The following is a 17842-nucleotide window of genomic DNA, read 5'->3' as shown; positions in this document are numbered from 1 at the left end:
TTAATCCGTTCTTGCGGATAGGAAGGATCGATCGGAACGTATGCCCCGCCAGCTTTGAGGATTCCCAGCAGTCCAATCACCATCTCTAGGGATCTCTCTGCGCAAATGCCAACCAATGTGCCTCGTACTACACCTCGATCCCGCAGGAGACGGGCAATGCGATTGGCAGCAGCATTCAGCTCCGCATAGGTCAACCGTTTGTCCTCGAATAGCGCCGCCAGCGCATCTGGCATTCGTTCCGCCTGCTCCTCGAACAGCTGGTGGAGTGTCTTCTGACGCGGATATTCCGTTCGCGTATCGTTCAGAATGGCAAGCAGATGATGCTGCTCATGCTCGGACAGCAGCTCCACTTTTCCGATTTCTAGCTCCGGTTGAAACAATACGACCGACAGCAGGCGGAAGAAATGAGCGAGCATTGATTCGACATAGTCCGAACGGTATCGATTATCATCAAAGCTCATGCGTAATTGAATGCGGTCATTTACGAATTCAAATTGAAATGCGGCTTCTGCGGCTGCGCTTTGTTCCAATGAAGCAGTATGTATGTTTGTATAGGAAACGAGTGTATTCACGATAGGCAATCCTTGGGGATCCACTTGCAAATTCAATTGCCGAAACATTTTACGGAAAGGAAGGTGCTGATGCTCAAGCGCCTCACTGACTGACGCTTTGATTTGCCCTAACAACGATTTGAACGTGCTTTTACTGTTCACATTATTTTTAATCACCAGAAAATCATGGATAGGCGGATGCTCCCCATGTAACGCCGTATATGCAGGCATACCTACCAACACATTTTCGCGGTTGGTATATTTATAGAGCAAGCTTGTCACTCCTGCCAATACGATCATGTACACGGCCATATCCGATCCGTTCGCCAGGGTGATGATTCTCTGTGACAACTCAGGCGGAAGTGTGCGATTGATGACGCCCATGGTGTTTACGCGCCCCATATTGTTATTGGAGGAATTGCTATATGGCAGAACGCTTATACTGTCTTCGGAATCAAATTTCTCGTTCCAATAAGCCTCTTCCTTATCAAACACCGACTTCATTCGTAAACATCCCCTATCCTACTGTTTTATTGAAAAGACCGGGAGTGTGCGGCTCGATTTAGAGCGAACACACACTCCTGGTTCCATGTGCTTGTTAGGTCCGTCTGAAATCGTCTAGAATGCGAACTCTATCGTTTCAATAGAGCGCTGATTGTTAACGGATTGCTCATTGCACTTGATATCGCGTAACCGAATGTGGGGGTCTTCGACGATTTGAGCCAGCACAAGCAGGAAGTCTCTCATGATCTTATGAATCATGGCAGCCTTGAACAACTTGGTGCCGTATTGGAAGCCTCCCTTAATTACATCATTGTCTTCGGAAACGAACAGCGTGAGATCGAATTTCGCATCGATCGGATTGTCAAGCACATAAGGAGACAAGGTTAGAGCTTCCAATCGCACCTCATGGTCCTCTGTATTTTGCATGACAAACATCGTGTCGAACACCGGATTCCGGTTTGCGTCCCATTGCACATTCAGGCGTTCTACCAGTTCCTCAAACGGATAATCTTGATGCTCGAAGGCGCCCAAGGCCGTTTCCTTCACTTCCTCCAGTAAGGACAGGAAGGTCTTGTCTCCTGCCGGATGATTGCGAATGGCCAATGTGTTGACAAACATCCCGATGAGCGGCTCCAAATCCGCATGCGCTCTTCCCGCGACAGGAGTTCCCACGATGATGTCTTCCTGTCCGCTGTATTTGGAGAGCAGCACGGTATATGCGGACAACAGAACCATGTATAGCGTGCTCTCGCGATTCGACGCAAGCTGGCTCAAACGTTGGGTGAGAGCGGCGTCGACTTCGAACTCGATCTGCGCTCCTTCGAAGCTGCGGACGGCAGGCCGGTCGTAATCGGTCGGCAGCTCGACAACCGGCAATTCCCCGGCCAGCTTCTCCAACCAATACGCTTCCTGACGTTTCATGTGCTCGCTGTGCACTCCGGACTGCTGCCACACCGCGTAATCCTTGTATTGAATGCGGAGCGGAGCCCGCTCCTCTCCCGCATACAACTGTGCGAACTCGCTGACCAGATTCCCCAAGGAAGCACCGTCGGAAATAATGTGATGCATGTCGAACATCAAAATATGACGCTCTCGTTCCAATTCCACCAGCCCAACACGGAGCAGAGGCGGCTTCCGCAAATCAAACGTGCGGATGAAGCGGCGAATGAGCTGCTCAGCATCCTGCACGGTAGCCGCCTTACGGTGCTCAACGACAAACTTCACGCTGCGGTGCACGCGCTGTATCGGCTCCCCGTCAACCATGTCGAAGCCGGTGCGCAGCGTCTCATGCCGCGAAATCAGCTTCAAGAATGCCAATTCAAAGCGCTCGCGATCCAGCGTTCCTTCGAGCGACACGACTCCCGGCATGTTGTAGCTCAGATCTGCCCCTTCCAACTGGCTCACGATGTACAGCCGCTTCTGGGCGGATGACAACGGGTAGACGTCACTTTCCTCAGCCAACGGGATCGCGGCATATTCCTGCTTCTCCATCCCGGCTATCATCCCGGCCATCTCCTCAATCGTCGGGCACCGGAATACATCCCGCAGCGGCAGATTGACGTGCATTTCCTTGAACACCTTGCTTGCCAAGGTCGTCGCGCGCAAGGAGTGTCCACCCAAATCGAAGAAATTATCCTTCACGCTCACGTCCGGCAGACCCAGCACATCTTGCCAGATTCGGGCCAGCTGCGCTTCCAGCGGCGTGCGCGGAGCTACGAACTCCGCTCCGGTATGCAGGCTGCCTTCCGGCTCCGGCAGCGCTCTGCGGTCGATCTTTCCGTTCGGCGTCAACGGCAGCCGATCCAGCTGTACGAAGTACGACGGAATCATGTATCCCGGCAAATCCTGGGACAAGCCCCCTCTCAGCTCCGCTGCCGACAGCGGCCGCTCCGCCACGAAGTACGCGCACAATTGCTTCTGTCCTCCGTCATCTTCCCGGGCCATGACGGTCGCTTCCTGCACGAATTCCACGCTCAAGAGCTGCGACTCCACCTCGCCGAGCTCGATCCGGAACCCGCGAATTTTCACCTGATGGTCGCTCCGGCCTACATATTCGATGGTGCCGTCTGGCAGCCACCGCGCCACATCTCCCGTCTTGTACATGAGGTCGCCCGGCGCGAACGGGTTGGCGATGAATTTCTCGTCCGTCAGCTCTTGGCGTCCCCAATATCCGCGACCTACGCAATCCCCGGACACGTACAGCTCGCCTGCGATGCCGATCGGCTGCAGCTCCAGCCTGTCGTTCAAGATGTAAATGGCCGTATTCGCAATCGGCGCGCCAATCGGCGGCAGGCCGACCGCGATATCGTCCGGCTCCATCGTATAAGCGGTAACCACATGCGTTTCCGATGGACCGTAATGATTGTGCAGGCTGATGCGAAGCCGCTGCAGGCACGCTTGGATCTGCGGCGTGACGACCAGCTGCTCCCCGGCAGTGATAATATGCGTGACACAGTCCGGGAAGCGTTCCGCCCATTCCGGCTCGGCAAAGATGAATTTCAGGAACGCGACCGGGAGATACAGCACCTCGATCCCGTTGTCCTGAATCCAGGTGAACAATTGCGCCGGATCTTTACGCGCCTCGTTCGGAATCAAGAACAGGCAGCCCCCGAACAACAGCGCGGAGAACATCTCCTGGTAGCACACATCGAAGCTGTTCGACGCATACTGCAATATGCGGGACGGAAGCGGAATGCTCGTTCCGACCTGCTCATAATGCAGCAAATTGATTAAATTGCGCTGCTCCAGCATGACGCCCTTCGGATTGCCCGTCGTGCCGGACGTGTAGATGATATAGAGCAAGTTCGACGGTTCGCTCTCATTCGGCACGTTCTCGTCATGCCCTTGATAGAGCGATGCATCGTGAATATCTACCTTCTCCACCTCGGGAGGAATCACCTCGAACCAGGCCAGCTCGGTCAACGCCAGCTTGGCGCCGCTATCCTCCAGCATGTAACGGATCCGCGTCTCCGGATATTCCGGATCGATCGGGACGAACGTTCCGCCCGCCTTGAGCACAGCCAATACGCCGACGACCATGGCGATCGAACGCTCGACCATGATTCCCACGGGCCGCTCTGATGCGACCCCTCTGTCCCTCAGCACCCAAGCCAGCTGATTCGCCTTCCGGTTCAACTCCCGGTACGTCAGCATCTCGTCCCCAAAGGAGACGGCCGGCGCATCCGGCGTACGCTCCGCCTGCTCCTCGAACATCTGATGGATAGTCTTCTCGCGCGGATAGCCCATGTCAGTCGCGTTGAAAATATTTTGTATCTGATCCTGCTCCTCGGCAGTCACCATCTGCAGCGATGCCAGCCTTGCATGCGGATTTCCGACCACGGCATCGATGAGCTGCGTAAAGTGGCCCGCCATCCGTTCCACCGTCTCGAGCTCGTATAGCTCGGTAGCATATTCGATGCTACACACAATCTCCTCTTCCGCTTCCTCGGCCTGGAACGTCAAGTCAAACTTCGACACGGTATGCTCGCTCTGATAGTTCGCGATATGCAGCCCGTTGATATTCATCTCGCCCTGCTCCGCATTTTGTAAAATAAACATCGTGTCAAAAATCGGATTCCGGCTCATATCCCGCGCGACCTGCACGTTCTCCACCAGATCCTCGAACGGATAGTTCTGGTTTTCATAAGCGCCCAAGGTCGTGTCTTTTACTTCCTCCAAGTAGGAATGGAATGTCTTCTCGCCCATCGGATAATTGCGGATGGCCAGCGTGTTGACGAACATCCCGATGAGCGGCTGCACATCTCCATGGTTTCTGCCTGCGATCGGCGTACCTACGATGATGTCTTCCTGTCCCGTATATTTGTGCAGCAGAGCGGTATAGGCTGCCAATAGCACCATATACAACGTTGCGCCGTTCTCCGAACCGATATGCCGCAATGCTGCGCATTGGTCCCGGCCGATAACGAATTGCAGTATATCTCCCCGGAAGCTCTGAACAGCAGGCCGTACATGGTCCGTTGGCATTTCCAGCACCGGCAGCTCTCCGCCAAGCGCCTGCAGCCAATAAGCTTCCTGTTGCTTCATCTGCTCTTGCCGCGCGTCGGATTGCTGCCATGCGGCAAAATCCTTGTACTGAATGCGCAGCGGCTGCAGTTCTTCTCCGCCGTACAAGCGGACGAATTCGTTGATGAGAATTCCCATCGACGTGCCGTCGGAAACGATATGATGCATATCGAACATCAGAATATGGCGTTCCTGAGCCAATTCGATCAATCCTACCCGCAGGAGCGGCGGCTCCTCAAGCTTGAACGCGCGCACGAATTGACGCAGCCTTGCTTCGGCTTCTTTGTCGCTTGCTTGCATATACTCCACCGCAAAGTCCACATTCTCGTATATCCGCTGCATCGGTTCGCCGTTAATCATTTCGAAGCCGGTGCGGAACGATTCGTGCCGAGCAATCAGCTTGCGGAACGCCGCTTCGAACCGCTCCCGATCGAGCGCCCCCTCCAGCAGCAGCATGTTCGGCATGTTATAGCTAAGCTCCGCTCCTTCCAGCTGATGCAAAATATACAGCCTCTTCTGGGCCGAGGATAGCGGATAATGCGCTTGCTCTTCGACCAGCGGAATGGACGTGTACATCTGCTGTCCCAATCCGGCAATGCGCTCAGCCATCGCTTCGAGGGTCGGGTGCTTAAATACGTCCCGCAGCGGCAGCTCAATGCTCAGCTCCTTATGCAGCTTGCTTGCCATCGTAGTGGCGCGCAAGGAGTGTCCGCCGAGCTCGAAGAAGTTGTCATTTACGCCGACCTTCTCCAGTCCGAGCACCTCTTGCCAGATTCGGGCCAACTGCTCCTCCTGAGGCGTGCGGGGCGCAATATATTCCGTTCCTGTCTGCACATGCTCTTCCGGCGCAGGCAGCGCTTTCTGGTCAACCTTGCCGTTCGGCGTCAGCGGCATCCGCTCCAGCTGGACAAAATAGGACGGGATCATGTATCCCGGCAATTGTTGCGCCATAGCGCCGCGCAGCTCACTAGCCGATAGCGTGCTTTCCGCCACAAAGTATGCGCACAGCTGCTTCTCGCCGCTTCCGGTTTCCCGGGCGACAACGGTCCCTTCCTGAACAGGCTGGACTTTCAGCAGATGCGCCTCCACTTCGCCTAATTCAATGCGATAGCCGCGTATTTTAACCTGATGGTCGATCCTGCCTACATATTCGATGCTTCCATCCGGCAGCCATCTTGCCAAGTCACCTGTCCGGTACATCCGCTCTCCTGGAACGAACGGGTTGTCCACGAACTTCTCCGCCGTCAACTCCGGACGGTTCAAGTAGCCCCGCGCGAGCCCGTCTCCGGCTACGCACAATTCTCCGGCCACCCCAATCGGCTGCAAGCCGTTCTCTTCGTTGACGATGTAAATCGTTGTGTTGCTGATCGGGCGTCCAATCGGAACATTGAGGGCATCCGCCGCCACTTCATTCACGTCGTGACAAGTGGCAAAAACCGTACTCTCCGTCGGACCGTAAACATGCTTGATTTTGCCTGGTCCCAAATGACGCAGCGCTTTGCGGACATGGCTGACGGAAACGCGCTCTCCGCCGAACAAAATGGCGCGAATATGGCGCAGGCAGTCAGCCTTCACATCAACGAGCACATTGAAGAACGCGGTTGTAATGAACATGACGGAGATGCGCTCGCGTTCGATTAGCTCTGCGAGCCGTTCTACATCCAACAAGGTCTCTTGCGGAATAAGAACGAGTCTGGCTCCGTTCAGCAAAGCTCCGTACATATCGAATGTTGAGCCGTCGAAGGCATAGCTGGATAGCTGCAGCACATTGTCCTGCTCTCCAATGTCGATATAGTCAGCGCCTTGAACGACCCGCACGATATTGCGGTGCATCGTCAAATTCCCTTTCGGTTTGCCCGTCGTGCCCGACGTGTATATGACATATGCCAAGTCGGCAGGACCGTTGTTCAGATCCAGATTCGTGCTGTCGCTGCTATAAGAGTGCTCATCATCTAAGATGACGCGTGTGCCTGCCCCCGGAATTCGCTCTTGCAGATGACGCTGCGTTACGATGATTTGCGTCCCGGAGTCCTCGAGCATGTAACGGATTCGCTCTTCCGGATATTCCGGGTCGATTGGCACGTATGCCCCTCCAGACTTCAAAATCGCTATTATCCCCACCATCATGTCTAGGGAACGTTCAACCATCAGACCCACCAAACGGTCAGCCCCTGCACCATCGGCTCTCAGCGTCCTAGCCAACCGGTTCGCCCGTTCGTTCAATTCTCGGTATGTCAACTGACTGTTCTCATACATGACGGCAATCGCATCAGGGGTTCGTTCCGCCTGCTCCTCGAATAAGCGGTGAATCGTCTTATCCCGCGGATATTCCGTTCGCGCATTATTGAATATGCTTGTAATCTCCGCTTGCTCCGCCTCGGTCGCCAGCTTAAGTTCCCCTACGGTCACTTGCGGGTTGGCCGCGATTTGTTCCAGAACATTCACCAGATGACCTTGCAACCGCTCCATGCTCGTCCGATCAAAAACGCGCGCATTGTAATCGAAGTTGATGACAATCTCTTCTCCTGGCACGACGATGAAGTTGAAATCATAGTTCGTTTGCTCGGCCACTTCGACGTTCGTTATCGCCAGCATTCCCTGATCGTCGTTGCCTGCTTGCTCCATCTGTTCATCCATCGGGTAGTTCTCGAACACCATAATCTGCGATATTAAATCTTGCTTTTGCGAGCAGCGGGCCTGAATTTCATACAACGGATAATAGTCGTACTTGCCAGATTCTAACGCCTGCTCTTGCAGCCGCCCCATCACTTCCGCGAAGCTCGTCTTCGCCTCGCAGCTGACCCGGACCGGTATCGTGTTGATAAATAACCCAATCATCGCTTCGATTCCCGGAATCTCCGCCGGCCTTCCGGATACGACGCTGCCGAACACTGTGTCGCGGGTTCCGTTGTATTTCTGCAGGATGATGCCCCATGCCGCTTGCAGCAGCGTATTCAAGGTGACCTGATGCTGTCTGGCCACCCTGCTCATGCGTCCGCTCAAGGTTTTGCCTAATTCGCAGGTCAGCTTCTCGGCAACGTATTCTTCGCCCCGGCCTTGCGCCGTCTGTTGCGGCAATGCCGCTTGCTGATCATATCCAGCCAGATATTCGCTCCAATATGCGGAGGCCGCTGCTTCATCTTGCTGCTCCAGCCATTCGATATATTGACTGTACGCCGGCACCGATGTTGCCTGCTCGGGGTGGTGCTGCTGCAAGTAGACGGAGTACGTGTCAAACAGCTCTTTGGCAAGCTGAGGCAAGCACCAGCCGTCCATCAAAATATGATGCGAACTCCAGATCACCTGATAACTTGATTCTCCCGTACGCATGACCATTACGCGCATCAGCGCATCCTGCTCCAGATCGAATCCGCGAGCATGATCCTCAGCTGCCGATTTTTCGATGCATCTGTTCCGATCCGCTTCTTGCAGCTCCCGCAAATCTGCATAAGCGAATCCAATTCGCTTATCGCGGAACACGACTTGCAGCGGTTCGCCATTCCAGCCGCTCAGGAAGTTCGTTCGCAGCACGGCGTGATTGTTCGCCAATGCGTCCAGGCTCTTGACGAAGACATCTGTATCGAGCTCTCCTTCTATCGTAAATCGTGTCTGTTCATGATACGCCCCCGACTGCCGGTCCATCGCGCTGTGGAACCACATGCCTTTCTGCATTGGCGTCAGCGTATAAATATTTTCGATTTCTCCGTTGCGCCGCGTTTGTTCCGCGATCTGATCAAGCTCCTCCACGCTCAATCCTTGCAGCAAAACATCGCTCGGCGTTAATTCAGGACGTTCCTTTGCTGCGCAATGGTCAATGATCTCCTGCAGGCTCACCAGCAAACATCCGGCCAACTCTTCGATGGTTTCCTTGCGGTATTCCTTGCCGCTGTAACTCACGTCCAGCGATAGCAAGCCATCCACGATCATTCCGCTAATATCCAAACTGTAATTGCGCACCTGTTCGTCACTCATATCCGAACCGCTTGAATAAGATGATAATTCCAACTCGTTGCCTTGCAGATCCTGATCGAACTGTCCCAAATAGTTGAAGCGAAGTTCAGGCGTGAACGCTTCCGTCCATGCAGGTTCTTGCGCAGACGATAAATATCGGCAGATGCCATACCCGATGCCCTTGTTCGGAATGCGGCGCAAATTCTCCTTCACCTGTTTGATCCGATAAGACAATGTCTTGTCCGGCTCCGCTTCAATCAAAACTGGATATTCGCTTGTAAACCATCCCACGGTACGCGTAATGTCGATATCCGTCAAGATGGATTCCCGGCCGTGGCCTTCCAGCGTGACCAGCACTCGATCGCGACCGCACCATTTGTGCACGGCCATTCCCAATGCCGCCAGCAAAATATCGTTCATCTCCGTATTGTATGCCCGGTGAACATGCTTCAACAGCCGCTCCGTATCCTCCCTGCTCCATTGGACGTTCACGGACTCGCTTTCGCGCTGCAAGGAGCAGGCCGCTTCCCAGTCCTTGGGCAGAGGCTCCGTGTCCGTCTGCGCGATGCGCTGCCAGTATGCCCGTTCATTCTCCAAGTCAGAACTATGTGCGTACGTTGCGAGTTGCTCCGACCAGATGCGGTAGCTATCGGTTTTGACCGGAAGACGAATCTCTTGTCCTTTCAACGCTTGCTCGTACCCATCTGCAATGTCTTCAAGCAAGATCCGCCAAGAGATGCCGTCTATGACGGTATGATGGATGACGATCAATAGATGATCCCCGTCTGCACAGTGGAACAATCCCGCTTTCACCAATGGACCCGTCTGCAGATCGATGCCGCTCTGAATCTCATTCGCCTTGGCTTCGATCGAACGGCCGCACTCCGGATCTTCTTTGAAGTCCGCCACGTCCAAACTGTAGAGATCGCCTTCGCTGATTCCCCGGTTCCACGCCTTATACCCGCCATGTTCTGTCTTGCGGAATACCATTCGCAGCGCGTCGTGGTGCTCGACGATATTATGCAGCGTTTTTCGAATCGCCACTTCGTCGAACCCTTCCTGCCGGTGCAGCATAATCGATTGGTTAAAGTGATGCGGATTCGCGAATTCCTGTTCCATGAACCAGCTTAAGATTGGTGTCAGAGGCATCTCCCCTGCCACTTCTCCTTGATCGGCCATTCTGGCAACCGGCCGGACCTGCAGACTTAACTGCGCGATGGTCGGGTACTTGAACAGCTCCCGGATTTCAAGCTTATAGCCGGCCTGCTGCAGCCGGGAAGCCACTTGAATGGATTTGATGGAATCGCCGCCAAGCTCGAAGAAATGATCCGTTACTCCGACCCGCTCGATGCCCAGCACCGCCTGCCACACGACTGCGATCGTCTTTTCCGCCTCGGTCCGCGGGGCGACGTACTCTGTTCCGGTGTACAAGCTTCCTTCTGGGCTCGGCAGCGCCTTGCGGTCGATTTTCCCGTTCGCCGACAACGGCAATCGCTCAAGCTGCACGAAGTATGACGGAATCATGTAGTCCGGCAATTGTGCGGCCAGCGCTGATCTCAGCTCGCTTACCGTCAGCTCGCTGTCTGCGGCGAAGTAGGCACACAATGCTTTCTGTCCGCTCTCATCCTCCCGCGCGACGACAACCGTTTCCCGGATGGCTGCGGCTTGCAGCAGTTGGGCCTCGATTTCGCCAAGCTCGATTCGATACCCCCGAATTTTCACTTGGTGGTCAAGCCGGCCTAAATATTCGATGTTGCCATCCGGCAGCCAGCGGGCCAAGTCGCCCGTCCGGTACATCCGCTCACTAGGCTTGAATGGAATTTCCACGAATTTCTCCGCCGTTAGCTCCGGCCGCTCCCAGTAGCCTCGAGCCAAGCCTGCGCCCGCGATGCATAATTCCCCGGCTACGCCGATAGGCTGCAGTTGATTCTGCCGGTTCACGATATAGATTTGCGTATTGTCAATCGGTCGTCCGATCGGCACGCTCGTATATGGCTGTCCTGCCTGGCAATCAAAGTACGTCACATCCACGGTCGCTTCCGTCGGCCCATACAGGTTGATAAGCCGCGCTCCATTCACCGGCGCGATGCATCGTTCGAATCTTTCTGCCTGCGAAGCAGTTAGTGCCTCCCCACTCGCGAACACCCGCCGCAATGAAGCCAAGCTGCGCTCCCGTTCCGCGACCGGCTGCTCCTCGACATATTCAAGGAAGGCATGCAGCATGGACGGCACAAAATGCATCGTGCTGATATGCTGCCGCTCGATCGTATCCAGAATGACGGCCGGGTTCTTCTCCCCGCCGACCGGCAGCAGGCACACTTTGGAACCGACGAAAGCCCACCAGAATAGCTCCCAGACGGAGACGTCAAACGTAATCGCCGTCTTCTGCATAATCGTATCGCTCGGACCGATTGGATATCGTTTCTGCATCCACAGCAAGCGGTTGATGACTGAACCGTGCTCCACCAGAACGCCTTTCGGTCTGCCCGTCGTCCCCGACGTATAGATGACATAAGCGGCATCGCTGGCCTGGTTGACCCGTTCCGGATTCGAACCGTCGCCGGCATAGGAATTTGCGTCATCCAGATTAACGATGCGGCCTGCAAAGGACACTTCTTCTCCCGCACGGCCCTGGAGCAAGAGCACCTGCGCTCCCGAATCCTCCAGCAGGTAGCGGATGCGCTCTTCTGGAGAATCCGCAGCGATCGGCACGTACGCCCCGCCAGCCTTCAAAATCGCCATGATGCCAACCATCATCTCCAGCGAACGCTCGGCCATGATGCCGACCAACTGATCCGGCTGTACTCCTAATGCTCGCAGCGTCCGGGCCAAGCGGTTCGCGCGCTCGTTCAGTTCCCGGTACGTCAGCTGTTCCTGCTCGAACAGGACCGCCGCCGCATCCGGGGTTCGTTCGGCCTGTTCTTCGAACATCTGATGGATCGTCTTCTCCCGCGGATACTCCGCTGCCGTATCGTTGAACGCGAGCATCAGCTGCGTTTTCTCCCCGGCGGTCGCCAGTTCCAGCTCGCCCACGGCCATATGCGGGTTGGCCGTAATCTGCTCAAGCACATGCACGAGATGACCCTGCAGCTGCTCTATGCTCTCCCGATCGAACACGTTCGCGTTATACTCCAGGCGAATCACAATTTCGTCACCTGGCACGACGACCAGGTTGAAATCATAGTTCGTTTGTTCCGCCACCTCGACGTCGGTAATCGTCAGCTTGCCCCGATCATCGCTTCCGGCTTGCTCCATCTGTTCTTCCATCGGGTAGTTCTCGAATACCATGAGATGGGAAATTAGATCCTGCTTCTGCTCGCACTGCGCTTGAATCTCATACAGCGGATAATAATCGTATCGTCCGGATTCCAATGCCTGCTCCTGCAGCCGTCCCATCAACTCGGCAAAGCTCGTCTCCGCTTCGCAGGTGACGCGAACCGGAATCGTGTTGATGAACAGTCCGATCATCGCTTCAATCCCTGGAATTTCCGCCGGTCTGCCCGATACGACCCCGCCGAACACCACATCGTCTGTGCCATTGTATTTCTGCAAAAGGATGGCCCATGCCGCCTGCATTAACGTATTCAGCGTCACCTGGTGCTGCTTGGCTACATGGCTCATCCGCCCGGTCAAGGCCTTGCCCAATTCGCACAAGATGCGCTCCGCGGCGTACTCATCGCTGCGACCTTGCCCCTTCGCTTGCGGCAGTACCGTTTGTTGGTCATAACCAGCCAAATAATTCGCCCAATACGCCGATGCCGCTTGGTCATCCTGTTGTTCCAACCACTCGATATATTGACTGTACGCAGGTGCCGTTGTCCGCTCGAGATGCTGATGCTGCACATAGGCGGAATATGTGTCGAACCATTCCTGTGTAAGCTGCGGCAAGCACCAGCCATCCATCAGAATATGATGGGAGCTCCACAGCACCTGATAGCTTTCTTCCGCCATGCGCACCACCGATACGCGCATGAGCGCATCCTGTTCCAAATCAAATCCCCGCATACGGTCCTCTTGCGTCAAAGTCTCGACATGCGTCTCTCGCTCGGCTTCCGGCAAAGCGCACAAATCTTCATAAGCGAATCCAAGCCGCTTGTCTCTAAATACAATTTGCAGCAGTTCGCCGTTCCAGCCGTTATAGAAGTTCGTCCGCAGCACGGCATGTTGCTTGGCCAATGCATCCAGGCTTTTGGCAAAGACCTCTACGTCGAGCGCGCCCTGGAGGGTAAACCGCGTTTGTTCAAAATAAGCGCCCGCATGCTGATCCATGGCGCTGTGGAACCACATCCCCTTCTGCATCGGCGTCAAGGTATACATATTCTCGATGTCTCCGATGCGCTGCGTCTGCTTCGCTATTTGCTCCAGTTCCTCTACGCTCAATCCTTGCAGCAAGATGTCGCTCGGCGTGACCTCCGGCCGTTCTTTCGCAGTGCAATGGAGTATAATCTCCTGCAGGCTCTCCTGCAGATATATGGACAATGCCTCGATTGTCTCCTTGCGGTATTCCTTCCTGCTGTAACTCAGTTCCAGCGCCAGTGACCCGTCTGCCACCATTCCGTTGATATCCAGCGCATGGGTGCGGGCTTGTTGACGGCTCACTTCCATACCGCTTGAATATGGAGATACTTCCATCTCATTGTTCTTCATATCCTGATCGAACTGTCCCAAGTAATTGAAGCTGATATCCGGTTCTGCTCCTCCCCAGACGGCTTCATCGTGCAGCTCGGACATATATCGGCCGATGCCATAGCCGATGCCTTTGTTCGGAATTTGGCGCAGGTCCTCCTTCATCTTCTTGATGCGGGAGGATAAGCTTTTGTCCGGCTCCATCTCGAGCAACACCGGATACTCGCTCGTAAACCAACCGACGGTGCGTGTGATGTCGATGTCCGTCATGATGGATTCCCGGCCGTGCCCTTCCAGCGTAACCAGCACTCTGTCGCGGCCACACCATTTTTGCACGGCCATTCCCAACGCCGTCAGCAGAATGTCGTTCATTTCCGTGTTATACGCCCGATGGACATGCTTCAATAGCTGTTCGGTAGCCTCTTGGCTCCACTGGACGGTGACGGATTCACTATCCTGCTGCAAAGAGCATTCCGCTTCATAATCCCTAGGCAGAGGCTTCGCTGCCGTCTGCGCGATACGCTGCCAATACGCCCGTTCGCGCTGCATGACCGGACTGCGCGCGTATTCAACGAGCTGATCGGACCATGTACGATAGGAATCGGTCTTGAAAGGCAAGCGCAGTGCTTGGCCCTTCAGCGCTTGTTCATAGCTTGCGGCGAAGTCTTCGAGCAAGATGCGCCAAGAGACGCCGTCAACGACGGCATGATGGATGACGATGAGCAAATGATCCCCGTCCGCGCCGTGGAACAACCCGGCTCTCACCAATGGACCAGCCTGCAAATCGATGCCGCTTTGTATCTCGTTCGCTGCGGCTTCAATCATCCGTTCACACGCCGCAACCCCCGTAAAGTCCGCCACGTACAGACGATAGAGCTCGCCTTCTCCGATTCCACGATTCCACGCCGTATATCCTTCCTCCGTCTTGCGGAACACCATCCGCAGCCCATCATGATGCTCCACAAGCTTCTGCAGCGCCTTGCGGATCGCGGCTGTGTCGAAGCCCTCTTTCCGGTGCAGCATGACCGATTGGTTATAGTGATGCGGATCGGCGAACTGCTGCCCGAAATACCAGCGTTGAATCGGAGTCAGCGGTACCGTACCGCTTACTTCGCCTTGGTCTGCCATTCTGCCAACCGGCTGGATATGCGGACTGAGCTCCGCGATGGTCGGATATTTGAATAAATCCCGGATTTCCAGCTTGTAGCCGGCTTGATGCAGCCGGGAAGACACTTGAATCGATTTGATGGAGTCGCCTCCAAGCTCGAAGAAATGATCCATCAATCCAACACGCTCTGCGCCTAATACAGCCTGCCACACGGCTGCCAGAGTCTTCTCCGCCTCGGTTCGCGGCGCGACATAGTCAGTTCCGGTATGCGCGCTTCCTTCCGGAGCCGGCAGCGCTTTACGGTCGATTTTTCCGTTCGGCGTCAACGGCAGCTGCTTCAACTGGACGAAGTACGATGGAATCATGTAACCCGGCAGTTCTGCGGCCAATGCTCCCCGCAGCTCGCTCACTGTCAGCTCGCGTTCGGCGACGAAGTATGCGCACAATGACTTCTGTCCGCCGGCGTCTTCCCGCGCGACGACGACCGCTTCACGGATGAACGGCGTTTTCAGCAGTTGGGACTCCACTTCGCCAATCTCGATCCGGTAGCCCCGGATCTTCACTTGATGATCGATCCGCCCCAAATATTCGACGTTGCCGTCCGGCAGCCACCGGGCCAAGTCGCCTGTCCGGTACATTCGCTCGCCCGGAGCGAACGGATTGTCGACGAATTTCTCCGCCGTCAGGTCCGGCCGCTTCCAATAGCCCCGGCCCACGCAAGGTCCGCCAATATAGAGCTCGCCCGTTATCCCGACCGGCAGCAAAGAATGGTGATCATCCAGAATGTACATCGTCACACCCGGCAGAGGTTTGCCGATTGGCACCGTTCGCAGCCCTTCCGTGCTCGCCTGCTCGAAGTAGCAGGAATCGATGGTCGTCTCCGTTACCCCGTAGCTGTTCACGATCCTCATTTGCGAACCGAATCGTTCCAGCAGCTTCTGGAATTCCTCCTTCGGGCAATGATCCGCCCCTACGACTGCCAGCTTCATACTGCTGATGTCCAGCTTGTTCTCGTATACATATTCCATCAGCGGAATGGCGAGCGACGGAGTGACATCGAACATCTGAATCCGATGCTTGCGAATGAGCTCGTAGATTTCGGCCGGGTTCGCCCTGGACTCTTCCGGACATAAAATGAGTTCACCCCCATGCAGCAGCGCGCGGATCAGGTCTCCCGAGAAGACATCGAATGAAAAGCTCGCCCACTGCATCCAGCGCATGCTCTCTTCCCGCAAGCCGTATTCGCTTTCCCACGCGGCCGACAAGACTGCCATCTGTCTGTGCTCGATCATGACCCCTTTCGGCTTGCCCGTCGTTCCCGAGGTATAGATGACATAGCTCAGGTGCTCCGGCTGATTCACCCGTTCCAGGTTGGAGCCGTCCTCGTCGTAGAACGCTTCCTCATCCAGCGTAATCCTTCTGCCGGAGAATGCGGCCCGCGCTTGCAGATGACGCTGGGCCAGCAGCACTTGCGCGTTCGAATCGTCCAGCATATAGTGAATCCGATCCTCCGGATATTTCGGATCGATTGGCACATAGGCGCCGCCGGATTTCAAGATGGCCATAATGCCCACGATCATGTCCAGCGAGCGATCGGCCATGATGCCGACCAACTGTTCGGGCTTTACGTCCTCGGCCCGCAGCGTGCGCGCCAGCCGGTTCGCCCGTTCGTTCAGCTCCCGGTACGTCAACTGCTTGTCCTCATGCACGACCGCAATCCGATCCGGCGTGCGCTCCACCTGCTCCTCGAACAATTCAGGCACCGTCTTCTGCTGCGAACGCCCTGCCTCCGCATCGTTGAACACATGCTGAATCTGAGCCTTCTCCTCCTCTGTGAGCATGCCGAGCGAGGACAGCCGCGCCTCCGGCTCTTGCGTAATGGCCTCAAGCAGCTGGCCGAAGTGCTTCGCCATTCTTTCAATCGATTCCCGTCTGTATAGCGCCGTGGCGTATTCCAGACTGCATGCCATCCCTTCCGCGCCTTCCGCCACGTCCAGGCTCAGGTCGAATTTTGCCACCTTGTATTCAGCTGGGTACGGCTTCAAGCGAAGCTCTGCGAGCTCCAGATCCTTGCTGTCCATATTGTGCAAAGAAAACATCGTATCGAACAGCGGATTGCGGCTCAAATCTCGCGCTACCTGCAGCTTTTCCACCAGTTCTTCGAACGGGTAATCCTGATTCTCGAAGGCGCCCAAGCTCGTTTCTTTGACCTGCTCCAAATATTCCAGGAACGTCTTCGAGCCTGCCGGATAATTGCGGATCGCCAGCGTATTGACGAACATGCCGATAAGCGGCTGCAAATCACCGTGCGTTCTGCCCGCATTCGGCGTTCCCACGATAATGTCTTCCTGGCCTGTATACTTCTGAAGCAGAATCGTATAGGCAGCAAGCAGCACCATGTACAATGTCGTTCCGCTCTCTGCCGCAATCCGGCGCAGCGCTTCGCTTAGCCCAGGATCGATCGCGAATTCGAAGGTATCCCCTTCGTAGCTCTGGACGGAAGGACGCGCATAATCCGCCGGCATTTCCAGCACCGGAAGCTCTCCGCCAAACGCCTGCAACCAATAACTCTCCTGCTGCTTCATGAGCTCCTGCTGCGGCTCGGACTGCTGCCACGCGGCATAATCCTTATACTGAATGCGCAGCGGCGGCAGTTTCTCGCCGCCGTACAAGCGGACGAACTCCTCCACCACAATTTCCATCGACACGCCGTCGGATATGATGTGATGCATGTCGTACATCAGAATATGCCGATCCTGGCTTAACTCGATCAGCCCCACTCGGAGGAGCGGCGGCTTCTCCAGATCGAACGGGCGAATAAAGGAACGGATGGCGGCATCGGCTTCCCCTTCGCTCGCCTGCATCATCTCCACCGAGAAATTCACTTCGCGGCATATACGCTGCACCGGTTCGCCATTCACCATTTCAAAGCCGGTGCGCAGCGTTTCGTGGCGCCCGATCAAGCTGCGGAACGCCTCCTCGAACCGATTCCGGTCAAGCTGCCCTTCGAGGAGCATCACCCCCGGCATGTTGTAGCTCTGCTCCGCCCCTTCCAGCTGATGCAAAATGTACAGCCTCT

2 protein-coding genes are annotated in these 17842 nt (G+C 55.6%); both read right to left on the bottom strand.

What is annotated here, in order from left to right; translation table 11 throughout:
• The coding region (locus A372_RS0101860) for a non-ribosomal peptide synthetase (RefSeq protein WP_026010840.1) at positions 1 to 1055 on the bottom strand (1055 nt) is incomplete at its 3' end.
• A gap of 114 nt (positions 1056 to 1169) precedes the next feature.
• Positions 1170 to 17842: non-ribosomal peptide synthetase (locus tag A372_RS32980; protein WP_019419142.1), on the bottom strand; the 16673-nt coding region annotated here is incomplete at its 5' end.

It is taken from the genome of Paenibacillus sp. OSY-SE (assembly GCF_000283315.1).
Classification (GTDB): domain Bacteria; phylum Bacillota; class Bacilli; order Paenibacillales; family Paenibacillaceae; genus Paenibacillus_B; species Paenibacillus_B profundus.
Note: the sequence above shows the minus strand (reverse complement) of the source record. Positions and strands in the feature narration are given on the sequence as shown.